At 43.4% G+C, this 24714-nt stretch carries 26 protein-coding genes and 2 tRNA genes; 17 read left to right on the top strand and 11 right to left on the bottom strand.

From position 1 onward, the window contains the following. The first annotated feature begins 15 nt into the window (after positions 1-15). From serS to AC0YN6_RS27470, 6 genes are all read left to right on the top strand, one after another. Positions 16-1302: a serine--tRNA ligase gene (gene serS / locus AC0YN6_RS27495; RefSeq protein ID WP_475751044.1), complete on the top strand. Its 1287-nt coding sequence runs from the start codon at positions 16-18 to the stop codon at positions 1300-1302. A gap of 84 nt (positions 1303-1386) precedes the next feature. Further along, positions 1387-1475: transfer RNA gene (locus tag AC0YN6_RS27490), tRNA-Ser, on the top strand. A gap of 124 nt (positions 1476-1599) precedes the next feature. Beyond that, a complete protein-coding gene (locus tag AC0YN6_RS27485) occupies positions 1600-1947 on the top strand; it encodes a hypothetical protein (protein ID WP_475751042.1) in 348 nt (115 codons plus the stop codon). Between the two features lie 15 nt (positions 1948-1962). Then, complete coding sequence (locus AC0YN6_RS27480; protein ID WP_475751041.1) at positions 1963-2139, top strand: hypothetical protein; 177 nt, start codon at positions 1963-1965, stop codon at positions 2137-2139. A gap of 47 nt (positions 2140-2186) precedes the next feature. After that, positions 2187-2339, top strand: coding sequence for a small acid-soluble spore protein P (locus AC0YN6_RS27475; RefSeq protein WP_475751040.1), 153 nt, complete (start codon positions 2187-2189; stop codon positions 2337-2339). A 149-nt stretch (positions 2340-2488) separates the two neighbouring features. After that, entirely contained in the window at positions 2489-3547 is a 1059-nt protein-coding gene (locus AC0YN6_RS27470; protein WP_475751038.1) for a hypothetical protein, read from the top strand. A 65-nt stretch (positions 3548-3612) separates the two neighbouring features. Here the strand turns inward: AC0YN6_RS27470 and AC0YN6_RS27465 are convergent, their stop codons facing one another. Continuing rightward, positions 3613-3969 (bottom strand): DUF4870 domain-containing protein, encoded by a 357-nt coding sequence (locus AC0YN6_RS27465; RefSeq protein WP_475751037.1) that lies wholly within the window; start codon positions 3967-3969, stop codon positions 3613-3615. Between the two features lie 211 nt (positions 3970-4180). Here AC0YN6_RS27465 and AC0YN6_RS27460 point away from each other — a divergent pair, with 211 nt between their 5' ends. Both AC0YN6_RS27460 and AC0YN6_RS27455 read left to right on the top strand, forming a co-directional pair. Further along, positions 4181-4513 carry a PadR family transcriptional regulator gene (locus AC0YN6_RS27460; protein WP_475751036.1) on the top strand — a complete coding sequence of 111 codons (333 nt, stop codon included), beginning with the start codon at positions 4181-4183 and terminating at the stop codon, positions 4511-4513. 58 nt (positions 4514-4571) lie between these two features. After that, positions 4572-5867: an FtsW/RodA/SpoVE family cell cycle protein gene (locus AC0YN6_RS27455; protein WP_475751034.1), complete on the top strand. Its 1296-nt coding sequence runs from the start codon at positions 4572-4574 to the stop codon at positions 5865-5867. Positions 5868-5930: 63 nt separating this feature from the next. On the opposite strand, the gene AC0YN6_RS27450 is transcribed toward AC0YN6_RS27455, so the two are convergent. The 5 genes from AC0YN6_RS27450 to AC0YN6_RS27430 all read right to left on the bottom strand — a co-directional run bounded on the left by AC0YN6_RS27450 (position 5931) and on the right by AC0YN6_RS27430 (position 10182). After that, complete coding sequence (locus AC0YN6_RS27450; protein ID WP_475751032.1) at positions 5931-6344, bottom strand: YhjD family protein; 414 nt, start codon at positions 6342-6344, stop codon at positions 5931-5933. Between the two features lie 195 nt (positions 6345-6539). Then, positions 6540-6616: transfer RNA gene (locus tag AC0YN6_RS27445), tRNA-Arg, on the bottom strand. Between the two features lie 111 nt (positions 6617-6727). Then, complete coding sequence (locus AC0YN6_RS27440; protein ID WP_475751030.1) at positions 6728-7441, bottom strand: aspartate/glutamate racemase family protein; 714 nt, start codon at positions 7439-7441, stop codon at positions 6728-6730. 45 nt (positions 7442-7486) lie between these two features. Continuing rightward, positions 7487-8956, bottom strand: a complete 1470-nt coding sequence (locus AC0YN6_RS27435) for a UDP-N-acetylmuramoyl-L-alanyl-D-glutamate--2,6-diaminopimelate ligase (protein ID WP_475751029.1) — start codon at positions 8954-8956, stop codon at positions 7487-7489. 41 nt (positions 8957-8997) lie between these two features. Beyond that, entirely contained in the window at positions 8998-10182 is a 1185-nt protein-coding gene (locus AC0YN6_RS27430; protein WP_475751027.1) for a carboxylate--amine ligase, read from the bottom strand. 448 nt (positions 10183-10630) lie between these two features. Here AC0YN6_RS27430 and AC0YN6_RS27425 point away from each other — a divergent pair, with 448 nt between their 5' ends. Next, complete coding sequence (locus AC0YN6_RS27425) at positions 10631-10825, top strand: Spo0E family sporulation regulatory protein-aspartic acid phosphatase (protein WP_475751025.1); 195 nt, start codon at positions 10631-10633, stop codon at positions 10823-10825. 6 nt (positions 10826-10831) lie between these two features. Here the strand turns inward: AC0YN6_RS27425 and tadA are convergent, their stop codons facing one another. Then, a complete protein-coding gene (tadA, locus tag AC0YN6_RS27420; RefSeq protein ID WP_475751024.1) occupies positions 10832-11296 on the bottom strand; it encodes a tRNA adenosine(34) deaminase TadA in 465 nt (154 codons plus the stop codon). 200 nt (positions 11297-11496) lie between these two features. On the opposite strand from tadA, the gene AC0YN6_RS27415 reads away from it, so the two are divergent. The 6 genes from AC0YN6_RS27415 to rluF all read left to right on the top strand — a co-directional run bounded on the left by AC0YN6_RS27415 (position 11497) and on the right by rluF (position 19156). Beyond that, a complete protein-coding gene (locus AC0YN6_RS27415) occupies positions 11497-13320 on the top strand; it encodes an ATP-binding protein (RefSeq protein ID WP_475751022.1) in 1824 nt (607 codons plus the stop codon). 660 nt (positions 13321-13980) lie between these two features. Continuing rightward, entirely contained in the window at positions 13981-14808 is an 828-nt protein-coding gene (locus AC0YN6_RS27410; protein WP_475751020.1) for a phytanoyl-CoA dioxygenase family protein, read from the top strand. Positions 14809-14891: 83 nt separating this feature from the next. Continuing rightward, entirely contained in the window at positions 14892-15962 is a 1071-nt protein-coding gene (locus AC0YN6_RS27405) for a Gfo/Idh/MocA family protein (RefSeq protein ID WP_475751018.1), read from the top strand. Between the two features lie 107 nt (positions 15963-16069). Next, positions 16070-17074 (top strand): LacI family DNA-binding transcriptional regulator, encoded by a 1005-nt coding sequence (locus AC0YN6_RS27400; RefSeq protein WP_475751016.1) that lies wholly within the window; start codon positions 16070-16072, stop codon positions 17072-17074. Between the two features lie 593 nt (positions 17075-17667). After that, positions 17668-18447, top strand: a complete 780-nt coding sequence (locus AC0YN6_RS27395) for an NAD(P)H-binding protein (protein WP_475751014.1) — start codon at positions 17668-17670, stop codon at positions 18445-18447. Between the two features lie 7 nt (positions 18448-18454). Then, complete coding sequence (gene rluF, locus AC0YN6_RS27390; protein WP_475751012.1) at positions 18455-19156, top strand: 23S rRNA pseudouridine(2604) synthase RluF; 702 nt, start codon at positions 18455-18457, stop codon at positions 19154-19156. Positions 19157-19230: 74 nt separating this feature from the next. On the opposite strand, the gene AC0YN6_RS27385 is transcribed toward rluF, so the two are convergent. After that, positions 19231-20064, bottom strand: coding sequence for a flagellar motor protein MotB (locus tag AC0YN6_RS27385; RefSeq protein WP_475751010.1), 834 nt, complete (start codon positions 20062-20064; stop codon positions 19231-19233). Then, positions 20048-20848 (bottom strand): flagellar motor stator protein MotA, encoded by an 801-nt coding sequence (motA, locus tag AC0YN6_RS27380; protein ID WP_475751052.1) that lies wholly within the window; start codon positions 20846-20848, stop codon positions 20048-20050. The genes AC0YN6_RS27385 and motA overlap by 17 nt, the downstream gene beginning before the upstream one ends. 181 nt (positions 20849-21029) lie before the next feature. On the opposite strand from motA, the gene AC0YN6_RS27375 reads away from it, so the two are divergent. Continuing rightward, entirely contained in the window at positions 21030-21323 is a 294-nt protein-coding gene (locus AC0YN6_RS27375; RefSeq protein ID WP_475751008.1) for a hypothetical protein, read from the top strand. A 44-nt stretch (positions 21324-21367) separates the two neighbouring features. Here the strand turns inward: AC0YN6_RS27375 and AC0YN6_RS27370 are convergent, their stop codons facing one another. Then, positions 21368-21889 (bottom strand): GNAT family N-acetyltransferase, encoded by a 522-nt coding sequence (locus AC0YN6_RS27370; protein ID WP_475751006.1) that lies wholly within the window; start codon positions 21887-21889, stop codon positions 21368-21370. 115 nt (positions 21890-22004) lie between these two features. Here AC0YN6_RS27370 and AC0YN6_RS27365 point away from each other — a divergent pair, with 115 nt between their 5' ends. Further along, positions 22005-23249 (top strand): MFS transporter, encoded by a 1245-nt coding sequence (locus AC0YN6_RS27365; protein ID WP_475751004.1) that lies wholly within the window; start codon positions 22005-22007, stop codon positions 23247-23249. Positions 23250-23338: 89 nt separating this feature from the next. On the opposite strand, the gene AC0YN6_RS27360 is transcribed toward AC0YN6_RS27365, so the two are convergent. Next, the gene (locus AC0YN6_RS27360) at positions 23339-24682 is read right to left on the bottom strand and encodes a cryptochrome/photolyase family protein (protein WP_475751002.1); all 1344 of its coding nucleotides are present in this window, start codon (positions 24680-24682) and stop codon (positions 23339-23341) included. Positions 24683-24714: the final 32 nt, after the last annotated feature.

Below are 24714 nucleotides of genomic sequence, written 5' to 3'. Positions count from 1 at the left end.
AGGGGCTTTTGAATCGTGCTGGATGTGAAATTGTTAAGAAATGAATTTGAGAAGGTTGAGAAGGCTCTGCTTGATCGTGGAGCTTCACTCGATCTTGTTGCTAATTTTCCTGCGCTCGACACAAGACGCCGTGATCTTATTCAAGAGACCGAGCAGTTGAAGAGTAGACGTAATACGGTTTCGCAGGAAGTAGCTAAACTCAAAAGAACGGGCGGCGACGCAGAATCGCTTATCATTGAGATGAGAGAGGTTGGCGACCGTATTAAAGAGCTTGACGATGAGCTTCGTGAGCTGGATGTGCAGGTGATTGAGCTTACTCAAGCGATCCCTAATATTCCTAGCGATAGCGTGCCTATCGGCAAGACAGAGGAAGATAATGTTGAGCTGCGCAGAAACGGCGAAGTACGAAGCTTTGACTTCGAGCCTAAACCGCACTGGGAGCTTGCACAATCACTCGGTATATTGGATTTTGAGCGTGCAGCAAAGGTGACTGGTTCACGATTTACGTTCTATCGCGGCCTAGGAGCTCGTCTTGAACGTGCGCTCATTAGTTTCATGATGGACTTGCATAGCGACAAGCATGGCTACGAGGAGATTCTGCCGCCTTATATCGTTAATCGCGATAGCTTGGTCGGTACAGGACAGCTTCCGAAATTTGAAGAGGATTTGTTCAAAATTTCAGATTCAGACTATTTCCTCATTCCGACAGCTGAGGTTCCGGTTACGAACCTTCACCGTGAGGAGATTTTGCCGGTAGAGGAGCTACCGAAATACTTTGTTGCTTACAGCTCGTGCTTCCGTTCAGAGGCAGGATCTGCTGGTCGGGATACGCGTGGCTTGATCCGTCAGCATCAATTCAATAAAGTTGAGTTGATTAAATTGACGAAGCCAGAGGACTCGTACGATGAGCTGGAGAAAATGACGGCTAACGCCGAGAAGGTTTTGCAGCTATTAGAATTGCCTTACCGCGTTCTAACGCTTTGTACGGGAGATATGGGCTTTACAGCGGCTAAAACATACGACCTCGAGGTATGGCTGCCAAGCGCAGGCACTTATCGTGAGATTTCCTCTTGCTCGAATGTAGAGGACTTCCAAGCGCGCCGCGCTGGAATTCGTTTCCGGAGAGATACGAAGAGCAAGCCGGAATTCGTTCATACACTGAATGGATCGGGATTGGCAGTTGGCCGTACTTTTGCGGCAATCATTGAAAACTTCCAGCAAGAGGATGGCTCGGTGACCATTCCAGAAGTGCTGCGTCCGTATATGGGCGGCATTAGTTCGATCGATTCCAATAAACTTTAAATTTTTTTTGCCACATGGTCAAAATACACTTGCTTTATTATTTTGACCTGTGGTATTATATTTCTTGTGACAAGTGAACGAGATGGAGAGATACCGAAGCGGTCATAACGGGGCAGTCTTGAAAACTGTTAGGGCGCAAGCCCACGTGGGTTCGAGTCCCACTCTCTCCTCCATTTTTTATTAGCTACATACGAACAAGCCTAAACGCCCTGCGTTTGGGCTTTTTTTTCATTCTATATCCTCGTATAAAATATGGGCCCTTTTCGCATGTTATACGATGTGGAGGTGCTTCATTTAATGGGTAAATCAGATGAGCTGCAAATGAATCAAGAAAACTTAGCGGATGCTTGGCGTCAAACCTTGCCAGAGACGTTAAAAGACGCCGACCGCAGCAGAGTGCTGCCTGACGAGTCAGATGCCAAAGCGCTGCGTATCACGATCGATACAGCCGGTCATCAAATGTATTCGTTTGATTTTAAAGTTACTTATGTAGACAGTCGAGAAGTAAAGGTTGAGCTGATTGACGTAGAGAAGGATAAAGTGTCAGTCGATGAGCGTGGTGAGATCATCCAAGAGCTCATACAAAATTACACTAGACATTTGCATGAATGTGCTCAAGCGCTGCAACGCTTGACGCATGTGTAGAGGAGTGAGCCGCTAATGACGAAAACAGAGGGATCGGCAGATAAAAATTTATCAAACGTAGTAGATGCTTTGGAGGTAGAGGCGGTTAACAGTCATCAAGCTCAGCAGCTGCAGCAGGATAAGAACGATAGACGTAATCAGGACGCGATGAATCATGATCACCCTACCGATTTAGAACATCAAAAGAATTAATTAACACTTCATCAGAAGGAATTGAATCTATAGAGGAGGGAATCTGAATGTCTAAGCCAAACAGCTTTCCGGTGCCAGACAGCAATTCGCAAAGCAATAGATCGAAGCGTAATGATGGAGGCGGTCAACATGAGCCGTTATCCGGCTCAAAGAAGACCAAACAGCGTAATCATGTGTCTCATAATAACCCACAAGGATAAACAAGGATAAATCAAAGTAAGGTTAATAAATAGGCCAAACGTCCCGTTTCAGTAATCTGAAACGGGATTTTTTGGATATAACTTCTAAAAGAAGCTTTTATAGTATAGAATGGAGGTGCTCATAAAAAGAAAGAGGAGGAACTTATTACATGAAGAACGTACAAAAAATAACGGTGCTATTGTTAGCCGTTATTTTGGTTGTCATCGCAGGGTGCAGCTCCGCTAAACCACCGAAGGAAGCTCTGCAGGCAGCTATGACGAAAATTACAGAGGCGGACTCATACGCAGTAAAAATGTCATTTGGCTTGGATGAATTGGAGATTCCACAGTCGGCAACATTGGAAGGCAATGCAGCTGCTACAGCAGCAATTGTAGGGATGATTAAGGATGCTTCGATTACAGTTGACGCTGTATATAAGAAAAATCCTATGCGTACCGACATGAGTATGCAAATCGTTGTGCCAGGCGACATGGAAATGAAGCTGACGGTACCCATGATTATGACAGAGGAAACGCTGTATTTGAAAATACCACAAATTCCTATGCTCCCATTGCCGGAGACGATTACAAATAAGTTTATCAAGATTGATCTTAAGGAGCTTGCCGAGAAGGAAGGCGGAGCTAAGCTGGATATTGCTGCTCAACAGAAGCTAGGCAAGGAACTTGGAGAAGTGGTGCTGAAGCATTTTGATGAGAAGACATACTTTAGTCAGCCAAAAGCTGCCGATGCTGGATTGCCGGCTGATTTGAAAGCAGATCAAATTATTGCTTTTGAAATCAATGAGAGCAATTATCCAAAAACGGTAGAAACCATCATTAATCAAGCGCTACCTGAGGTACTGAATGTACTGCTTGCAAATGAAGCATCGCTGAAGTCTCTTCAGCTGGAGAAGGCTGATGTCGAGAAGGTAAAGACTGATCTTGAGGCGAACAAAGCCAAGATTCTAGAAACGTTGAAAAATGATGTTAAAGTAAATACGTTGAAGATGACTGGCGCGATCTCGGATGGGTATCTTTCTTACCAAGCAGCTAAGGTGAGTGTTGAGTTTTCCGACAAAGAAAGCGGCCAGAAGATGAAGCTAGGCCTTCACTATGACGTTACTTACTCGGAGATTAACAAAGAAGCGAAGTTCGAAGGTGAAATCCCGACCGATGCGATTACGCTTGATGAACTGACAAAGATGTTCCAGCTTCCGGTTGGAATGTAAATTTACACATATAGAAGCCGCTCCTGATAATCAGGGGCGGCTTCTGTTGTGAGCACATCATTGTATTATTTGAAAAACCGAATCGTTAACGGGTAACGGTAGCCGTTCCCCTCTGAAGCGCGAATGGATCCAATAATGGTGAATACGATCCAGAATACAAATAATAGCGGTGTAGTGATAAAGCCGATGAGTACAAACATGAGCAGACTGGAGATGAAGGTGTAAATCATATTGCTAATCTGAAAATTAAGTGATTCCTTGCCTTGCATATCTACATAGCTGGATTGATCCTTCTTTAAAAGCCAGATGACGAGCGGCCCAAGAATGTTGCCAAACGGAATGATGATTCCGCTGAATGCGAGTAGATGACATAACATGCCGTACGTCTTTTCTTCTTTATGCAGCCCGAACGGTTGATTCATTTCTTATTTCCTCCCTTATGCTTAAGAACAGCTTACAAAAGTGTCTTATGTACTTATACGTTTGCTGAACGATAAGATATGCATAATATATCACCCAATTACAAAAATGGGTACCGCTTCTTAAAAAAATGTTGTCATTTACAAATTGCAACGATATACTTATACATAGATTTACGATGTATAGATATTCGATGTATAAGAGGAGGAAGTCATGAAAATTAATAAGGAGCTTATGAAGGGCAGCACCGTTATTCTCATTCTGACATTACTTGATCGCAAGGAAATGTACGGTTATGAAATGACTAAAGAAATCGAGAAAAGCTCGAGCGGTGTATTTACTTTTAAGGAAGGTACTCTGTACCCGATTTTACATACGCTTGAGGTAGAGCAGCTTGTTGAGTCGTACTGGAATGAGGAAGGCAGCCGCAAACGAAAATATTATCGCATCACGGAGCGCGGTAGAGGGCAGCTGGAAGAGAAGAAGCAGGAATGGACGCTGTTTCGGACGACGGTAGATCGAGTAATCGGGGAGGGCCATGCATGAATAAAAGTACATCCCGAATGAATCCATTAAACAATATTTAGCTCAGGTTTGCGGACATGTGAAAGCAAGGGAAGTACATCGCGACATTAAGTGTGAAATGACAAACCACTTGGACGAGCTGGTGGAAGATAAGATCAGTGAGGGGTTATCAGAGGAGGAGGCTGTACGAGAGGCATTAGCGCAGATGGGTGACCCTGACCAGCTCGGTAAGCAGCTGCATGCTGCCCATAAACCAATTATGGAGTGGGGCTTAGCCGTACTAGTCGGGATTCTGGTCGGTATTGGCCTGCTTGCTATGTATGCAATGGAATTCGCTTATACGGACAATACTGCTTATAGTGGATTTCAATTTTTTCTGAAGAAGGCATTTTATTCAGCGGTAGGCGTTCTATTTATTGTTGTTATTTATTTTCTGGACTATCAGAAATGGCAAAAGTATTCGTGGCACATCTATAGCGGAACGGTCTTACTGATGATAGCTTGCGCCTTTATCGGTATCGAAATTAATGGTATAAAAAGCTGGATTGGAGTAGGGGGTTTTTACTTGGACGTTTATAGTATCTCCTCCTATTTGTTGATGATTGCTTTGGCAGGGACGCTGCTTGCTAAGCAGAAGGTGCAGCAAGGGCAGTTCAACAAGTCATTTTACATTGGTAAAATGGTTCTCTTATATGTGCTCGTGCCGGCTATCCTCTATAGTCAATCAAACTCCTTTCTAGATTTCATCCTATATTTCTTCGGACTGATGGTCTTGATGCTGTTTGTTGCCAAAGCATACACGCTGTTTCTAGCCTGTATGGGGTCGTTAGCAGCTGCAAGCGTGGTGCTTATAACAATGAATCCATATCGTTTTACATTCGTATGGGAGCGTTACACTGCGTTTCTAAGGCCCAATGCGTCCGAGGATGCAAGTTATATGATGCATCGTTCCTTGGAGCTTATACGTGCAGGAGGAATGTGGGGGCAAGGGTTTGGCGTTGAAAGCCCAACGATTCGTTATATCTATAGTGAAATGGTATTTACTTATTTGATCTATAGCCTTGGATGGGTTTTTGGTATCGCTATTGTCATGTTAACAGTATTACTGATTGGAAAAGTAATCGGCATGGTAAGAACGCTCAAGGATGCGTACGCAAAGGGCCTTGTCGTTGGCTTATTTTCAATTATTGGTCTGCATTTCGTATGGAATATTCTGATGTCGGTCGGATTAATGCCGATGAATGGAATGACGATGCCCTTCGTATCGTTTGGCGGAATGAATGGTATTATTGAATTAGTGGTTATGGGCTTGGTGCTGAGTGTACATCGAAGAAAGAATATGATTAGTTTTATCAACCGCGAGCCATTGCGATAAACAATAATATAAGGGCTATCCTACTGTAGAAAATCTATAGCAGGATAGCCCTTTGATTTGAAGCTACCGGGTCTTCTTTGTGAAGATCTCAGCACTGTAAGTTGAAATACGCTTATTTATTTCATTACGTATGTAATCGTGCGAGTAAGCAATCTGCTCTTCAAAACCGCGGCAATTATAGTTATATGTAAGCTTATCGGAAGCAGTACTGGCACACACACCTACTGTGATTCCTTTATAAATGAGCTGCTGCGTGTTTAGTGTTATATCTGATTTCATTCGTACAATCATAATATCGGCAGCCCGTGTAAAAATAGAACGTAAAGTTCGGGCTTTTCTCTCCAGCTCACGTCTATTGCGTTCAACAGCAATGAGCGCTAGAGGAAGGATAATTGCTTCGTGTATAAGTTGTATCTCATCGTGAGCAGGCGGATGGTACAGGTATGAATTGTTTACTTTGGACAACGGCATGGCCATTTGTAAATCACCTCATGCACATTATATGCGAACGCATGTTCCTAAGTCAACAGGTTCGGCTCCGCTGTCTTACGAAAATTTGAATAAAGATTATTCACATCAGCCTAACGAAGGGATTGAGGAGGATTATAGCCAGGCAATAAAAAAAAGCTTACTGCTGAACTTAGCAATAAGCTTAAAATCGTATGGAAAAAATGGCGCGCCCGAGAGGGCTCGAACCTCCCACCTAACGTTTAGGAAACGTTTGCTCTATCCGGATGAGCTACGGACGCGCGGCAACATTGATTATAGCATGGGTGCTTTAAGGGAAGCAAGATAAGCAGCATACAAAAAAATCCGGAGAAGATTCTCCGGATTTTTCTTTGTGTTTGAAACAACATAATTTATTTCGAGATGATCTGCTTGCCGGACAACTCAATTGATCTTTGCACAAGTACACTCATTGCATCGACACAAAATGCGGAGACCTGTTTCCCAATCGGAATACAAGATAGCTCCGTGCATGCAATGATGACACACTGACATTCATCCTGAACGAGCAGATGGTTAATAATACCTTCGAATTCAGAAGGTTCAACAGGCAAATTACGTTTCACCTTGTTATAGATAATATCCATCACATGCTCTTGAATGGCTGCTGCGGGCTCGTGAAGCTGCATATTATACTGATTGCAGCCATGGCGGTATACGCCGCTGCTAACCGTTCCGTTAGTTGCCAAAATACCAATTTTACAGTGTTCACCATAGGTGTCGTGGATCGTTCTCAGAGTCTCGTCCACCATATTGATTATATTGATGCTAGTCATCTGCTGCATATCATCATAAAAATAATGTGACGTATTGCAAGGGATGGCTATATTCGATACGCCAGCCGCCTCAAGAATTTTCAAATCTTTAGCAACCGCTTGGAGAAACAACTCGCCTTTGTTGTCTAAAATGACACCAGTACGATCAGGCAAAGTAGCATGATTGAGTATGACGATATCAATATGCTCCTGATCGCGGTCCGCCGCAGTTTGCTCGATAATCATGTCGAAAAATACGGATGTTGCTTTGGGGCCCATCCCGCCTATGACGCCTAAGCTTTTAGCTTCCATTGTTCCAACCTACTTTTAATTAAGTGTTTAATTGAACTGATTTAATTACACTGTTTTTAACTTAATCTCTCTGACGATTTCCGCTTCATTAAATGGAATTTCCGTCTTACCAATAATTTGCGATGTTTCATGTCCTTTGCCGGCGATAAGAATGACGTCGCCTTTCCGAGCAATATCAATGGCAAAAGCAATAGCGTCTCTACGGTCGACAACGGCCTCGTATGCACCGTTATAGGCTTCGACACCTTCAATAATTTCTCTAATTATCAGGTTATTATCTTGTTCCTTCGGATTATCAGAAGTAATAACGGCGAAATCAGCAAATGTAGCAGCTACTTTAGCCATTGCCCTGCGTTTATCCGTACCGGATTCCCCATCCGATGCGTAAACGCCGAACACGAGAATGATTTTACCCTTTGTAAAGGGTCTTATCGTGGTCAAAGCTTTCTCTAAGCTGTCCTCGGTATGAGCGAAATCGACGATTATTTTCGTATCTTCGTCTTGATAAACAACTTCCAGCCGTCCTTTAATGCCATCGACAGCCAAAATGCCGTCAGCGATTTGTTGAAGGGTAAACTGGTTGCAATATGCGGTGGCGATAGCCGCTAGACTGTTATAAACGTAGATAGCCCCAGGGAGATTTACCTTAATGGCAATGCTGCCCTTTGGTGTATTTACATTATAGGTCGTATAGTCGGCAAAATAGGTAATGTCCGTTGCGTAAATATCCGCACTTTGCTCGATTCCGTAGGTAATCAGCTTTGGAATTTTGTTTTGCAGCCGATCAATCAGAATTTTTCCGTATTTATCATCCGCATTAATAATGTTATAGTCCGTTGTCATGTCGAATAGCAAAGCCTTCGCTTCGAAATATTCCTCCATCGTATGATGAAGCTCTAGATGATCCGGCGTTAGATTTGTAAAGATGCCCGTTTTGAAGCTGGAATGAGCGACACGCTTCAAATTAAGTGCATGCGATGATACTTCCATGACACAATGCTTCGTATGAGCTTCAATCATATGAGCGAAAATTCGTTGCAAATAAAGCGATTCGGGCGTCGTGTTTTTATTTTGAATCAATTTATCACCGATGACGGTGCCGATCGTTCCGATGATACCGAGGGATGTCCCGGCTTGTTCGAAAATTGACTTTAAAAAATAAGTAGTCGACGTCTTGCCGTTTGTTCCGGTAATACCGAGAAGATTCATTTGCTCCGTCGGACGATGATAGAAGTTAGCGGATACTAGGGCAAGCGCCTCACGTGTATCGTTAACGAGCAGTACAGTTATGCCTGCTGGCACGTGAACATCCTTCTCTACGATAACAACGGTCGCACCTAGTGCGATCGCTTTATCAATGAAACGGTGTCCATCAACCGAGAAACCAGTTATCGCGACAAATACGCTATTAGCTGAAGCTTCCCTTGAATCAAAGGCAATGGAGCTTACTTCAATATGCAAATCGCCTTGCACGTGCGTGTAATCAAGTTCTTTCAGTAAGGAGGTCAATAACATGCGATCCGCTCCATTCTATTACCTATTCCTATTTTGGTAGACTATTTTCTTAGAAGCTTCTTCGTTAGCTTGCCGCCAATGATGGCAGCATAGGAGAAGGCTGGTTTCGGGTCCTTCCAATCCCAAATCGCATAAGCCTTCGGTTTAAACAACGATACGAATACTTGCTTCCAAGTCAGTTGACCGGTCTTAATGTAGTCGCGAACAGCAAGCATGTCCTCATAGCCGTACCAAAATACACGGTTCGTATTCTCTTTGACGGCTTTAGGGGGTACAAGGTTGCCGCCAGTTAACTCTTGGTAAGTAATCCATGGAATATTTACGCCCACTCTGTACAGCAGGTTGTTTAGATTAGTAATCCGGCAGTTGACTTCAATTAAGTAAAAACGGCCCGTTTCGGCATCTTTTTTGAATTCAATTTCCGCAAAGCCCTTCCACTTCATCTTCTCTAAGAACGGAGCGCCGATATCGAATAGCTCTTGCACGTATCTCTGCCCTGTATACACAGATGCGCCGAAGTTAATCGGATATTGGCGGAACTTTTGGCAAGTTACCCAATGAGTCACTTTAGAATCTTGGTTTAAGTAAGCATCAAACGTATACATATGATCGTCAAAACCTGGAATGATACGTTGAACGATAACCTCTAAGCTCGCTTCATTCGCTTTTGCCAGCGCTTGTTCAAGCTCCGTGCGATTGTTGACTTTGAATAGCTTCCGTCTAAACTTGGCAACGAAGGACGGAGAGTCCGTCGGCTTTACGATACAGGGATATTTGATCGTTTCATCTATTTTCTCGAAAAAACGATCTTCATCTACACGAACCGTTTCAGGAACCGCAACACCATTCTCTAAAGACAGGCGCTGCAGTATTTCCTTATTCATCATATCAGAGTAGATACCCGGAATATCTTGCGGAATGAGATAATGCTCTCTGAGCTCTTCCAAATGCTCATCGATTACTTCAAGGTAAGAATCGTGGCAAGGAATAAGAACAGGAGGTGCGCTTTGCTTGCGGGCATATTCTTTCAAGAAACGAATGAACGCCGCCGTATCTTCTTTATAATGAGGTGAGATAAGTCTCTCGGACGTATATTTTGAATCCGCGCCGTAGGTATCTTTAGTAGAATAATCTACAGCCACGGTATGTACACCGTTAATGCCCAGACAACGAATAGTACTTAAACCTATATAATAATTACAACCTAGAATAACTGCTTTATTCACAAAGGCACATCCTGACATCCAAATTTATGTTTATTTCAGCGTATTACGACTAATGTTTTAAATAATTTTACTTCATACTTTCCTATAATACAAATTGATTTATCCTCATAATATACGAAAAGAAGAGCAATAATACGGGAGATTTTAAAGTCCTTTTGGCAGCGTATAAAAGTCTCATTTACAGCATTTTTTTTCTACATTCGTAAAAATCACATATATAAATATTTTACTAATCTCTAATAACCAAAAGTATTTTTTACCATAAATTGATTGATTTTTCTGGTAAAAAAGAACTATAAAATGGATAAATTAACTTCTTTTTGTCGAATGATGCCCGAAAATTGTCTGTATTCGTCGACAATTTTTTACAAACTCCTTATAGCTCTAAGAGTATAATAGAAGCATTACCACATGAGTGCTAGATAAGGAGCGTGCCCCGAGGCGAGCTATGGACAAAAAACACATGCTTAAACAATTGCAGTCGTTGCAGCTAAAGCTTCATGAGGTAGCCGAAGCACGCGGCAGCTTAACAGATCCGGATGTTCTAGCGATTAGTGAAGAGGCCGATCAACTTATTGTTGCGTTACAGCAAATACAAAGAGATGAGCTAACACATATTTCAATTCACCGCGACGATTTGTAGAGCATATTATCTCTCACGAAGTTTGCGGAAGAATTGCGTTAACAAGCTTGAACATTCAGGTTGCAAAATACCATTAGTGAGCTCCGTTTCATGATTGAAACGGGGCTCTTGCAGTAAGTTCATGAGCGTTCCTGCACATCCAGCCTTAGGATCTGTTGTACCGTAAACGACACGTTTAACCCGAGATTGAACAATGGCACCGGCACACATTGGACAAGGCTCCAATGTGACATATAACGTACAATCCAACAATCTCCATGCGCCGATGCGATCGCAGGCGTCACGAATGGCTACCATTTCGGCATGAGCCGTCGGATCAAACCGCGTCTCACGTAAATTATAGCCTCTTCCGATGATTTCATTGTTTCTAACGATAACAGCCCCGATAGGAACCTCTCCGATTTGTTCGGCTTTTTTGGCTTCTTCAATAGCTTCCAGCATCCATTTCTGATCTTCTTGCTCTCTAGTCATGAACAATAACTCCTTTATAATTTAATCATTATACAACGAACAAATATTCTGTTGTTAACATGTCGTGGATAAAATTGTGGATAACTAATGTAATATGCACATAAATACTCACATTTTATTCAGTGGTGTGCACAACAATTGTGGACAATGTGTATAAGCTGTTGATAACTAAGCTCTTGTGTATAAGGATGTGATATTCATTGTCTATAAAAATGAAATTCTCGGTCTTGATCACGCTTATTGTTTTGACATTTTTCATCTTTCAACACATCTTGAGTGAATACTCGATCATCCAAAGCATGCGGGAACAAGCGCGACGTGCGATGCATGATACCTCTATGCACGTGGCCAGTACGTTTTCCACATACGAGAAACAGTCAGGTTTAGGTTACGTTTTTCCAGAGAAAGACCGTTCAGGCCCTGGGCACATCTTAGACATTATAAAAACATTAAATCCAAATATACGTGAAATCACCGTGTTTGAACAAGATTCATTAGACGTGCGTTATGGTACCTACTCCTATCTGGATGCCACAAGCGATCATTCTATTATAACCGATGTAAAGAAATCAGGCTTTGAGCTGCAAAAAATGGGCATCAACGGAAAAACCTATTTTCGAAGTTATTATTATACGAAGCAGATGGGCAATTATATTATAAGTATTGTTTATGATAGTGAAGGAATTAACCATTTGATTGCTGAGAAACGTAACGACTCACTTATCTATACAGGTATAACGATGCTGCTCGTCCTTATCATTAGTTATTGGATGGTTGGCGTTATGATTAGGCCTTTAAAAGATATTTTGTGGAAAGTAAATGAGGTTTCCTCCGCAAGGTTTCAGCGGCCTATTCGTATTAAACGCAAGGATGAATTTGGACTGCTCGCGCTTAAGGTTAATGCGATGTCGCAAAATCTAAGTATATATATGAACAAGCTACGCAGAGCATTTGAGGAAAATCGCCGGATGAAAGAGCATTTGGAGTCATTTATCAATCACACGAGTGATGCTATCCATCTCATCGACTTGGATGGTAAGGTCATTCAAGTAAATCGTGCTTTTGAGCTGCTCTTTGGCTATGAGGAGGAGGAGGCAACTGGGCTCATTGACCCTATTCTTCCGGTTTCTCATCAAGCAGAAATGAATGGTATGTTGAGCGAAATCTTATCGGGGAAAGTACTATCAGCACAGGAAACGATGCGTATCACGAAGCTAGGAGAGTTAATTCCTGTAAGCGTGACAATTTCACCTATTCGTGATTCGGACGGAACAATTCGTGCGTTTGCAAGTATTTCAAGAGACATGAGGAGCCGTAATAAGATGGAGGAGCTGCTGCGCAGGTCAGAGAAGCTGACGACGGTAGGACAGCTTGCAGCAGGCGTAGCACATGAAATTCGAAATCCACTGACGACACTGCGAGGATTTCTACAGCTTCAGCAAGAGAGCAAGAAGCTCGCGCTCTCTCACGTCACTCTCATGTTATCGGAGCTCGACCGAATAAATCTGATTGTTGGAGAGTTTCTAATTTTGGCTAAGCCGCAAGCCACGAGGTTTGTCACAAAGGACATTAGAGTTGTGCTGCAGGATGTGATCGCCTTAATGAACAGCGAGGCTCTTCTTCACAATATCGAGTTCTGTATTTCCTTTACAGAGGAAACCTGTCTCATTTCCTGCGAGGAAAATCAATTAAAGCAGGTATTTATTAATATACTGAAAAACGCAATTGAAGCGATGCCGAGCGGGGGGCAAATTCATATTCACATTACGAATAAACGAGAATATATTTCGATTACGATCACCGATCAAGGTATGGGCATACCTGAAGAGATGATTCCAAAAATCGGCGATCCTTTTTTTACAGCCAAAGAAACGGGAACGGGCCTCGGTATTATGGTGAGTCAGCGTATTATTAATAGCCATCGAGGGACAATGGATATCAAAAGCCAGGTTAATGTCGGAACTACGATACATTTGATGCTTCCAGCTTTGAAAGAAGTAGAGACAGCAAGCGAAAATAATTGAATGGTGGCGGGAACGGGTTCTATCGCGGCCTCAATAGAGGCCGTTCTAGACGAGAATATACATGTTCGAGCATAAACAGGGGCCGATATTGTCTAGCATAGTGCAATGAACTAAAAAACAAAATGAAAGGGTTTACAAAAAACAAAGCAGTGATATATTTCTGGGAATATATTAAATTTATTTAAATTAATTACATATACAACGTGCCAGGTGACTGTTTGAAGTATTAATATTTTTTTGGAATAAAAGTGAAACGTTTCGAATCATCCTGCCTTTGAAGGAGGTGAAGCAGACGAACCGATCGATTATTTATAAACTAGGCCGGATCTCATGATGAAACGAGTACATATGGACATAAACATGGTGAATGGCTAATACCCATTCAAGCATGATCCCGTAGTGATTCGTCACAGCATCATTGGATAGCCGCTCTTCAAGGCAGGGTTGAGTTATGCTGATTAGCGAAGGGATTTATATTTCAGGACGTCTGGGCAGAGAAGTAACTGCAGATGAGGTTGTTTTCTTGTCCGAGTCGCTTGCTTTGATGCTATGACGATGATGAATAAAGTTGCAAAAACTTTAAACCGCTAGCTCAAATTCGAAACGTTTCAATATGGATAGGAATGGATGAATAAAATTTGCATGAATGGTGGAGATAAAATGAAAATTAGTGCACAAGAAATAGCTGATGGGAAACTACTGCCAGAGACCGTGGAGTTAGCTGTTAATTTGGTAAAAGTCAACGGTTATGTGTTGTTTGAAGAAGTGCTGCCTAGATCGCAAGTCGAAGATTTGTATAGCAAATTTGTAAAGCTATTAGAGCGTTATATGGAGGAGCATCAGCTCGATATTAACATTGGATTTCATCATGAAACAAATCATGTTGGCATGCATTTGCCATTCGAGCAGCCCTATATTGATGAAGCGATTATTGCTCATCCATTCGTGACTAGTATAGTGGAGCAGCTTTTGGGCGATGATTGCTTGTTAACCTATTTTGCATCGAATACCTCTTTGCCAGGGGGCAAAAAACCGCAACAAGTGCACTCCGACATGGGCGCGAGGTTTGGCGACAGATGCACGGCTAATCTGCCAATGACACATTTAGTCGTTAATTTTCCGCTTGTCGATGTGAATGAAAACAATGGACCTATGGAAGTCTGGTCAGGCGGAACACATATGCACCCTGATAACTGGTATGGTCCGAACGCCCATGACAAATCTAAACTTGCCGAACATATGCAATCTTTTAAAGCATTGATGCCTGCAGGATCAATAATGATTAGAGATGATAGAATGTGGCATCGGGGCACTCCGAATCAATCTAATCAACCGAGACCCAATATTGCACTCATTTATACGGCTGCTGTTAATGGGTCAAAAGGAAGTATTCAAATTCCTCAAGAGACCTACGATCAACTTTCTGAAAAAGCCAAACGATTGTTACGCTATGAGAATATCGGCTCCGAGCCTGTTCGTACAACCTAAGGTTCGTCGAGATTGTGGAGGATTGGCTGGGGAGTAAAGGTTTTCATTCTAAAAAAATAATATAATTCGGAGGAGTTATACAGATGAATGATACAAAATTAAAACTAGGAATTATAGGTGCAGGAGGCATTTTCAAATACGTTCACGGACCTGCATGGGAAGCGCACGAAGAAGTGGAATTTACAGCTATATGTGATGTGAACCGTGAAAGGGCAGAAGAAGCGGCAAAGCAATTCAATATTCCACATGTTTATACGGACTATCAAGATTTACTGAACCATGAAGAAATCGACATTGTTGATATTTGTACACCGAATTTGTACCACTCGCCATATAGCGTTGCGGCTCTCGAAGCGGGCAAGCACGTGTTATGCGAAAAACCAGATGCCGTTAGTGTAGAGGAAGCGGTAAAAATGGCTGCGGCAGCTGAACAAACAGGAAACACGCTAATCGTGATGAGAAACAATCGTTTCAGCGCTGCGTCGCAATATATGAAGCAGTACATAGAGCAGGGCCATATGGGTGAGATTTATACTGGGCGTTGCGGTTGGCTTCGTCGTCGGGGAATTCCGGGCAAGGGAGGATGGTTCACAACGAAAGAATTGTCTGGAGGCGGTCCATTAATCGATTTAGGCGTTCATTTCATCGATTTGTCCGTATGGCTAATGGGAAATCCTCGTCCGGTTTCTGTTGTGGGTGCAGCTTACACAAAATTTGCGGGTACCGATATTTCAGACTCGGTACACAGCCAATTTGGTGAGAAGAAGAATGACGGCACATTCGATGTCGAAGATTTGGCAACCGGTTTTATCCGATTTGAAAATGGGGCGACTTTACAAATTGAATTCAGTTGGGCGTCCAACATTGAAGAGGAAGCCACATTCTATGAGCTGCGTGGAACAAAGGCAGGAGCCTCTTTCAAGAATGGGAAGCTAAAGCTTATTACGGAAGTTGAAGGTAAGCTGTGGAATGTGGATCCAGAAATCCACAATCATCATTTAGGTGATCACGCGGGCAATATTCATCACTTTATCGATGTTGTCCGAGGACGTGTGCAACCGATTTTCAGACCAGAGCACGGGGTCGATATGATCAAGATTTTATCAGCTATTTACGAATCCGCACGGACAGGGCATGAGGTGCGGTTAGATTAGTAAAAAAAAGGCTTGCTTTCGCTCATTTAAGTAGAGGAAGTCTATCCTTCCGAAACGAATAATTAATGGGTGCAAGTATTTTGAAGAAGATGAACGGAGAGAAAAGAATGGCTACGATTAAAGATGTCGCTAAGATGGCAGGTGTTTCGATTTCGACTGTATCGTACGCCTTGAGCAACAATACCAAAGTAAGCAATAAAACCAAACAAAAAATAATGGAAGTTGCACGCCAGTTAAATTACCAGAAAAACGGCCTCGCATCTGATTTGAAAAAAAATAGCACTCGGACGATTGCTATTCTTGTTACGGATTTAGCCGGTCCTTATTATGCAGAATTGGTTAAAGGCATACAAGAAGTTACTCTTTCCAAGGGATATGACTTGCTTGCCTGCAGCTCGGTTGGCGAAGAAATGTCCACTGCGGTTAAATTTTTGACGGAGAAGCGGGTCGATGGTGCCATCGTACTCGCTTACAACATAAGCGAGGAAATTATTACTCTATCCGCGAGAAAAGAATTTCCGATCATTCTGCTTGACCGAAAGGTTGACAGCGAGTTTGTGGTCAGCATCGAGGTTGATAATGAAGCAGGAACCCACAGGGCGGCGGAATATTTGATAGAGCAGGGACACCGAGAAATTGCATATATAAGTGGTAAGCCAATAGGCGGCCTTCATGCCATGAGACTTCGAGGATACGAAAGCGCATTACGTAAGCATGGGTTGGACGGGAAAAGTCGATTGCATCAATTCGGTGCTTTTGACCGGGATAACGGCTACAACATGACCCAAATGCTTATTGCTCAGGGAAATTTGCCAACCGCTATTATGTACGCTAATGATGAAATGGCGATTGGGGGCATCAATGCGTTCAAAGAGAATGGTATCAAAGTGCCGTCTGATGTTTCTATTATTGGTTTTGACGATATTGAATTGGCGCAGTATGTCCGCCCTGCACTTACGACAGTTATGCAGCCGAAATATGAGCGCGGAGCATTAGCGGCCCATTTGATATTTCAGATTATTGAAGGTAAAACAATTGAAAACTATTATAACTTTCCTACCAAGTTGGTTTTGCGTGATTCTGTTAAAAAATTTAATGAAATAAATTCGTAGATGTAGTAAGAAGATGCCGGACTAATTGTTTTTGTCCTGATAGCTAAGGTGCATGGTAAAGCAATTAATCCGGAATTTTTACATTTTTTTCAAATCACTAAATATGGATCGTACACCAAATAAAATCGAAACGTTTCACCTTTCTATTTCATTACGATTTTAACCTATGAAATAGGTAAAAGGAAGGAAACGAATTTAATAGAAATCAAAAACAAACAAATTGTTATCTTCGGTCAGCCGCAAATTATTATGTGCGTTGGTATCCGACGAAGATAACGCTAATTGACTGGAGTTCCATGTTATACGGAATGACTGCTTTTAAACGGGGCATGTCTTTCTTTACGGAGCGTCTCATTAAGCGTGAGGAGCTTTAGGCTCATATTAATCAATACACAGTAAAACAATAAAAAAGGTCTTCTTTCTGTGCGTTTTTCTCAGGAGGAGGGCCTTTCATATTCAAGCTGCGTCTAGTTAATGTCGGAACAACGATACATTTGATGCTTCCGGCTTTGAAAGAAGCAAGGGAGAGCGGTATACTGGAAGCATAAGCACGTTTAGGTCTTCTAACGGAAGTGCAATAGGAGGGATTTTCGTTGAAGCATGAGTCCGCTGTTAATGGATTAGGATCAAATGGGAATGTTATTTCTGACGAAGCGACAGGCTACACTGCCTTGCTTGTCGGAGCTACTGGCTTGATCGGTTCTGCCTTGCTAAAGCAGCTGATACGTGATCCATTGGTGAGAACGGTGACGGTAATTGTAAGGCGGCCAATCCAGATTAATGATCTGGGCAGCGAAAGTGAGCGGGCTAAACTTCATGTCATTGTCAGTTCATTTGATGAACTGGAAGAGACTTTGGAGCAGGTAAGTGCTGACGCGGTATTTTGCACATTAGGCACGACGATTAAGATTGCGAAAACTCGAGAAGTATTCCGTCAGGTGGACTACGAGTACCCGCTTACATTAGCGAAGTTTTCTGAACGTACGAACGCTTCTTTGTTTTCCATCGTGACTGCAATGGGAGCATCGTCAAGCTCGAAAATATTTTATAGTAGAGTAAAAGGCGAATTACAAGATGCGATTGCCAAGCTAAGTATTCCTATGGTTCACGTATTTCAGCCTTCTCTTCTGCTTGGTGAGAGGATACAGTCTCGACCTGGCGAAACCTTTGGAGCTATAATGTCGAAAGGTGTGCAATTCGCGCTGGTTGGCCCCATGCGAAAGTATCGGCCGATTAAAGGCGAGGATGTAGCTTTGGCGATGAGCCGCGCAGCGGATCAAGCCATGAAGATCAATACATTAAGCAAGTCAACGGTTGTGAATTATTATCCATCGGACAAAATCGCCGATTTGGCATTACATACAACGGGGTGAATCAGCTTTGAGAATCAATAAGTTTATTAGTGAAACGGGTTATTGCTCCAGACGTGAGGCAGATAAGCTGGTAGACAGCGGACGAGTTACGATTAACGGGGTTAAGGCACAACTGGGCAGTCAAGCTGAGCTCGGGGATGATGTCCGTGTCGACGGACAAGTAATCGGCGAACAAAAAAATCATGTTTATATCGCGCTGAACAAGCCGGTAGGAATTACCTGTACGACTGAGCTTCATATCAAAGGAAATATTGTTGATTTTGTTGGCCATACTGAGCGTATCTTCCCCATCGGCAGGCTGGATAAGGATTCAGAGGGATTAATTCTTTTGACTAATGACGGGGATGTCGTTAACCCAATTCTGCGTTCGGAAGGCAAGCATGAGAAGGAGTATTTGGTCACGGTAGATAAGCCGATGACAGAAGAGTTCCTGAAAGGGATGGCAAGTGGAGTTCATATTTTAGGAAGCATGACATTGCCCTGCGTCGTGACGAAGGTGACGGACCGCGTATTCCGCATTATTTTAACGGAAGGCCGTAATCGTCAAATTCGTAGAATGTGCGAGGTGTTCGGCTATCATGTGCGGAGGCTGCAGCGGCAGCGCATTATGAATATTCAGCTCGGGGGGCTTCAGGTCGGAAAATGGCGTGATTTGAGCGAAGCGGAGAAAGCGACGTTATTCGAAACTTTAAGCTACGAGCCAGTATAGAATGTTAATTCATTCATTAAAATGCAAAAAAAACCTGAATTATACGCTTGAAGCGTACGATTCAGGTTTTTTCACTATTTGCTCTTCACATTTAGCTGTTGTGCATTCGTAGGATCGGCATAGGTGTGAATGATTGAAACCTCGACACGACGGTTTTTAGCTTTGCCAGCAACTGAATCGTTATCGGCCACCGGACGGTATTCACCGTAGCCGATAGCGCTGAAACGCTCGGGTTTTACTTGTTTATTCTCAAGCATAACATCCAAGAAACGAATAGCTCGCATAGAGCTCAAATCCCAGTTCGATTTGAAGAGATAGTTCGAGATCGGCGTTGTATCAGTGTGACCGGATACGATGACCTCGTAATCAGGATATTGCTGAAGCATTTTGCTGATTGCGACAGCAAGGTCTCTTGATTCCGGCTTAACGGTTGCTTGTGCCGGCGCGAACAAAGCGTTGTCGCTGATGGTGATCATGAGCTGTGTAAGATTAAGTTTCGTCTCGAGATCAGATGTTAGACCGTTTTTCTCGATATAAGCATCTACTTTTTTCTTCAAATCCTCGAGTTCCTTCTGCTCTTGCTTGATCAGCTCCTCGCGGGCCTTCTCTTCATTGGATTGATCATTGCTTTCATCCTTGGCAGGAATCTTACCGCCAGCTTCATCTTGTTTCTTCCCGTCATCATCACCGGTTTTTACAGGGGACATTTCTGTAAGAATTCCGCTTCCCGTGCTGAGCGCAACGCTGAATGCTTTCGACATTTCTTCAAACTTCTTCACGTCAACGGAGTTCATGGAATACAGCACGATAAAGAGTGCTAGCAACAGGGTGAGTAAATCGGCATATGGAATGAGCCAAGATTCGTCTACATGCTCCTCATGTTCTTCGTGTCTATGCTTTCTGCTCACCGGCGCCTTCCTCCTTTTCCCTCATCTTCAATCTTTCTGTAGGTGTAAGGAAAACAGACAGCTTCTGATTAATCGCAATCGTTGAAACGCCAGATTGAATAGAAAGAAGACCTTCTACCATCATAAGGCGGATTTGAATTTCTTTCTTAGACATACGCTTCAGTTTATTGGCAATAGGGTGCCATAATACATAACCTGTAAAGATACCGAGCAAAGTTGCGATAAAAGCTCCAGCAATCGCATGTGCAAGCTTGTTCATGTCGCTCATATCAGCAAGTGCGGCGACGAGGCCGACAACCGCTCCGAGTACCCCGAGTGTAGGAGCATATGTACCTGCTTGTGTAAAAATAAGTGCGCCTGCTTTGTGGCGGTCTTCTGTTGCAGCAATGTCTTCTAGTAATACATCGCGTACAAAGTCTTGGTCGTTACCGTCAATAATCATACGCATGCCGTTGCGAAGAAACGCATCCTCAATTTCATCAACCTTTGCTTCAAGAGCAAGCAAGCCTTCACGGCGTGTAATCGAAGCCCATTCCATAAAACGTTGAATCAGTTCATCACGTTGAGGCAGCTTTTGCTCAGTGAATACCATTTTGAACAGCTTGCCGACTTTGGATAGCTCGGACATTGGAAAGGCAATCATGACAGAGGCTAACGTACCTAAAATAATGATCATATAAGCAGCTGGATTTGCAAGAGAAGACAGGCTTGCTCCCTTCAAAACCATGCCTCCAAGTACAGCGATTAATCCTAGCACAAGACCAATAATTGTTGAATTTTTCATCATACACCCCGTCCAATACATTTTCGACATTTCTCTACTTTTTATATTATCGACAAATAGGTATTCTGAAGTTAGAGTAATTGGAATGATTTCACGAGAACGCGTTAAAATTTGATAAAATGCGGTAGAATAGTAGAGAGATGTGTACAAAAAATGACGATAGCAAAGGTGGTATACGCAAATGGGCGTAAGACATGCAAGGGAATATTCAGATATATTGAAGGATTTTACAGCAGCGGTGGCTGAAATTGAGAACAGCTATACTTTTTTTGAAATGGAACCAGCGGAATGGGCGGAACTGCCTGTTGATGATCGGCATGAGGTTATGGAAGCTTTGGCGGATGATGTTTTCTTTGGACTCGGAGAGAATCCGGTTATTGAGGTAGGCAGCGGTGTGATTACTTATAACAGCAAACATCACATCATTGAAGTATCACAGGACGACAAGGTGACACAAATTATTAGACTGATATAGTTCTGGGCAGATAACTTCACGTAATCGCTGATGTTATCAGATCTTTAAGTGGAGGCAGAATCGTAAACCATACAATGGCATTCGGCAAAGCCTGCGGCAGTTGCCCTCGAATAAGTGTCTGTTATTCGGAAGCCAGCTTGTTCATATGCGCGCAAGGCTCGGGTGTTCCAAGCGATGACCTCCAAATCAATTTCATTCTGGGGGGCACGACGTTTTGCCTCTGCGACAATGAGTCGTGTGAAGGCAGGACCAAGTCCTTGGCCGCATAGGTCGGGCCGCAAGCCGAGACCTAGCCGCGTTACGCCTGTAATCGGGAAAAACTGTGCAAATCCAATGAGATTGGATTGATAATCCAGCACAGCGGCATATTGAGCTGCACGAAGGACGGAATCGCCAAATTCGATTTCGTCCTTTTTCATTTGTTCCCAAGAGGGCCAATTATATATATCGAATGGCGCCATGTAGCGCCAGCTGCATATTTCCTGAGCATGATTGGTTTCGAGTGGACATATGGTCATATGGGTTCCATCTGGATTATAATGATTAGAGTTTTGATGGATTGTCATTGGTAAAGTCCCTCCGCTAGAATAAGTAGTTAGGTAGATAGAATGACGAACGAATTGAATTTATTATAACAGATAGGCATGCGTTGATCGTGTGTAATTAAGGAGAAGCATCATAATGAAGAAGTTAATTTGGCTTGGCTGCTTGTCCTATTTAGTCATTGGGGTTGCCCATGTTGTTGGCGGATCTATTCTGGAACAGCTCATCGCTCATTATGGTTTAACCTATAAAGATGGCGGGCAATGGATTATGAATCAATTTCTTGGCTTTCTAGTAGGCGTTTTGTTCGCGCCGTCAATCACTGCGAGAGTAGGAAAAAGAGGCGGGGTACTTATCGCCATTGGCATACTGACGGTAAGTGAAGCGGCATACAGCCTGTTGCTTCCATGGGGCTGGATGCTGGGGATTGCTCCACTGGCGGGACTTGGCTTTGGTATGACGGAAGCGATCGTCGGTGCGATGATCATAGACATGGCGAAAAACGGCAAAGCCTCGGCGATGAGCCGTTTGGAAACCTTTTTTGGCGTAGGCGCGCTGTTGATTCCGATTGCAGCAGCATACCTCATTCAGAAAAATATTTGGCAGCTTTCTTTCCCTATACTGGCTGCGATGTCTGGCATCACCTTTGTTCTCTGGCTGACGATGTCCTTTGGAGAGATCGATGATGAGCTTGGTTATATTGCTCGTGCGCCAGGTGAGAAGCAGGGCAAGTCTAAGGAATCGGAAGGATCGTTATCTGCTCGCGGCGCAGAAGTATCCGTCTTTTTTGGCTACCCGCGCAAAGCGCTGCCATTCCTATTATTATCGGCTTTATTTTTTATGATTTATGTCGGAATGGAAATGAGCTTCTCTAACTATCTGCCCTCGATTCTCATCGTTCGCTCAGGCGTAGAGGATTCCAGTGCTGCAGCTGTACTCAGCTTGTTCTGGGGAACAATGGTGCTTGGCCGTTTATTTGCTGGCGTGTTGGCTGATCGGGTAGGGTACTCACGATACTTATTTATTGCAACGGTAGGGGCTTCGGTTATTTTCGTATTGATGGCGATTATGGGACAGCTAAGCTGGATGCTTGCACTCGTCGCGCTTAGCGGGTTGTTCTTCTCGGGTATTTTTGGTATTGCACTCGTTTACGCGAATGAGCTTATTCCGGGCATGACGGAGAGGACAACGAGTCTGCTTGTCGCTTTTGGGGGACTTGGTGGTGCGATTTTCCCGCGAGTAACCGGTTGGATTATGGATCAGTTCAACGTGCAGTCTACATTGTGGTATATTAGCGGATTGGTTATTGTGATGTTGCTTCTGCTAGTATCGATGCTTCTACTTGGAAGAAAACAATCGCAAGGTATCGCGTCCAGAGCTTAAGTGAAATATTTTTTTCAGAAATAAACCTCCACATTCGCTGTTTCGCAGCGGCGGTGGAGGTTTATTTATTATTATAGTTTCCTTACTAATCATTTCAGAATCGTTTTGTATACCTCTATTGCTCTTGCCCTGGATGCCTTCAGATCGACAATGGCACCGCTCTGCGGCTGATGAATCTCTTTGTCTGAAAGATGATCCAAATGAGGCAGCCAGCGCCTAATATAGCTGCCGCTAGGATCATGCGTTTGGGACTGCCTTGCGGGATTCATAATTCGGAAATAAGGTGCGGCGTCGTACCCGAGTGACGAGCACCAGAGCCAGCCTCCGCGGTTAATTGTATTGTCGTAATCACTTAGATGAAGGCGGAAATACTGCTCGCCAAGGGTAAAGGGGCATAACAGGTTTTTTGTTAGAAACATCGCGGTTACCATTCTCAGGCGATTGGGCAGTTCTCCTGTACGGTTCAGCTGCGTCATGGCCGCATCAATAATGGGAATGCCAGTAGCAGCTGTTGCCCACGCTTCGAGATGAGTGTCTGACAGATTGGACATATTAACCCGTTGTTCATAACGGAAATATTCATCATGGTACATCGCTTGGTATAAATAGAAATCACGCCATGCGAGCTGACGTATCCACGTTTCTGAACCTGGAAGCCCTTGGGTCAGTTCATAGGCGTGACGGGCTGAGAGGGCGCCTGTATTGAGGAAGCGTGCGAGTTTGCTCGTAGGTTCCTCCGCGTAAGCATCGCGGCTGTCCGCGTAAGAAGCAAGACGCTCACGAACGAATCGATCCAGTTTAGCTGACGCTTTTGGTGAACCTTGTACGTGTGTACCGCCAAGTGCGCAAGAAACGGCTTCTGGCAAGGTAAAAGTAAGTGCGACCTTGGTATTGATTTCACTTATGGTGGTAAGCTCATCTAACGTCGTTTGGCTCGCTGGACTATAACATTCCAGCATGAAGCTGCTCCACATGCGGTAGAAGGGCGTAAATACCTTGTAAGGCTCGGATCTCCGAGCAAACGTTGGGAACGCGTTTAAATCAGCAAGCGGAGAATCCGCAATAGACGTCCAGCGCCGACCTAAACCATGTGTTGCCAGCTTAAGCTGCTCATCGCGGGAACGCGCATAGGGTGTATAGTCTGAGTGGACGATAACCTCTTCAATGGGATGCGACTGCAGCAAAGCCTCAGTAATAGTGACAGGATCTCCATACAGCACATGAAGTTCCTTTCTTGCACTCGAGTAGCTGTCCAGCAGTGAGGCGGCTTGCGCCATGAAATTTCGGCCGCTATGACTTGTTAAACGACCGTCACCTATTAGAATAGGATCTATAATTAGCAAATGAATGCCCTGCATATCTCTTTTTCTTAAATAATCAAAAGCGCGCAAATCTGCAACACGCAAATCCTTACGATGAATAAACAAGTACATCAGGTACAGCTCCTTCCCTAAAAAAAAGCAGC

This window comes from Paenibacillus sp. J22P15 (assembly GCF_056269345.1).
This window is presented reverse-complemented; position numbering and strand designations above follow the sequence as displayed.

Bases quoted from the DNA above. Each gene is read 5' to 3' on its own strand.
- AC0YN6_RS27485 (WP_475751042.1), top strand. From the start codon at position 1,600: ATGGGTAAATCAGATGAGCTGCAAATGAATCAAGAAAACTTAGCGGAT.
- AC0YN6_RS27480 (WP_475751041.1), top strand. From the start codon at position 1,963: ATGACGAAAACAGAGGGATCGGCAGATAAAAATTTATCAAACGTAGTA.
- AC0YN6_RS27475 (WP_475751040.1), top strand. From the start codon at position 2,187: ATGTCTAAGCCAAACAGCTTTCCGGTGCCAGACAGCAATTCGCAAAGC.
- AC0YN6_RS27470 (WP_475751038.1), top strand. From the start codon at position 2,489: ATGAAGAACGTACAAAAAATAACGGTGCTATTGTTAGCCGTTATTTTG.
- AC0YN6_RS27465 (WP_475751037.1), bottom strand. From the start codon at position 3,969: ATGAATCAACCGTTCGGGCTGCATAAAGAAGAAAAGACGTACGGCATG.
- AC0YN6_RS27460 (WP_475751036.1), top strand. From the start codon at position 4,181: ATGAAAATTAATAAGGAGCTTATGAAGGGCAGCACCGTTATTCTCATT.
- AC0YN6_RS27450 (WP_475751032.1), bottom strand. From the start codon at position 6,344: ATGGCCATGCCGTTGTCCAAAGTAAACAATTCATACCTGTACCATCCG.
- AC0YN6_RS27440 (WP_475751030.1), bottom strand. From the start codon at position 7,441: ATGGAAGCTAAAAGCTTAGGCGTCATAGGCGGGATGGGCCCCAAAGCA.
- AC0YN6_RS27435 (WP_475751029.1), bottom strand. From the start codon at position 8,956: ATGTTATTGACCTCCTTACTGAAAGAACTTGATTACACGCACGTGCAA.
- AC0YN6_RS27425 (WP_475751025.1), top strand. From the start codon at position 10,631: ATGGACAAAAAACACATGCTTAAACAATTGCAGTCGTTGCAGCTAAAG.
- tadA (WP_475751024.1), bottom strand. From the start codon at position 11,296: ATGACTAGAGAGCAAGAAGATCAGAAATGGATGCTGGAAGCTATTGAA.
- AC0YN6_RS27410 (WP_475751020.1), top strand. From the start codon at position 13,981: ATGAAAATTAGTGCACAAGAAATAGCTGATGGGAAACTACTGCCAGAG.
- AC0YN6_RS27405 (WP_475751018.1), top strand. From the start codon at position 14,892: ATGAATGATACAAAATTAAAACTAGGAATTATAGGTGCAGGAGGCATT.
- AC0YN6_RS27400 (WP_475751016.1), top strand. From the start codon at position 16,070: ATGGCTACGATTAAAGATGTCGCTAAGATGGCAGGTGTTTCGATTTCG.
- motA (WP_475751052.1), bottom strand. From the start codon at position 20,848: ATGAAAAATTCAACAATTATTGGTCTTGTGCTAGGATTAATCGCTGTA.
- AC0YN6_RS27375 (WP_475751008.1), top strand. From the start codon at position 21,030: ATGGGCGTAAGACATGCAAGGGAATATTCAGATATATTGAAGGATTTT.
- AC0YN6_RS27370 (WP_475751006.1), bottom strand. From the start codon at position 21,889: ATGACAATCCATCAAAACTCTAATCATTATAATCCAGATGGAACCCAT.
- AC0YN6_RS27365 (WP_475751004.1), top strand. From the start codon at position 22,005: ATGAAGAAGTTAATTTGGCTTGGCTGCTTGTCCTATTTAGTCATTGGG.
- AC0YN6_RS27360 (WP_475751002.1), bottom strand. From the start codon at position 24,682: ATGTACTTGTTTATTCATCGTAAGGATTTGCGTGTTGCAGATTTGCGC.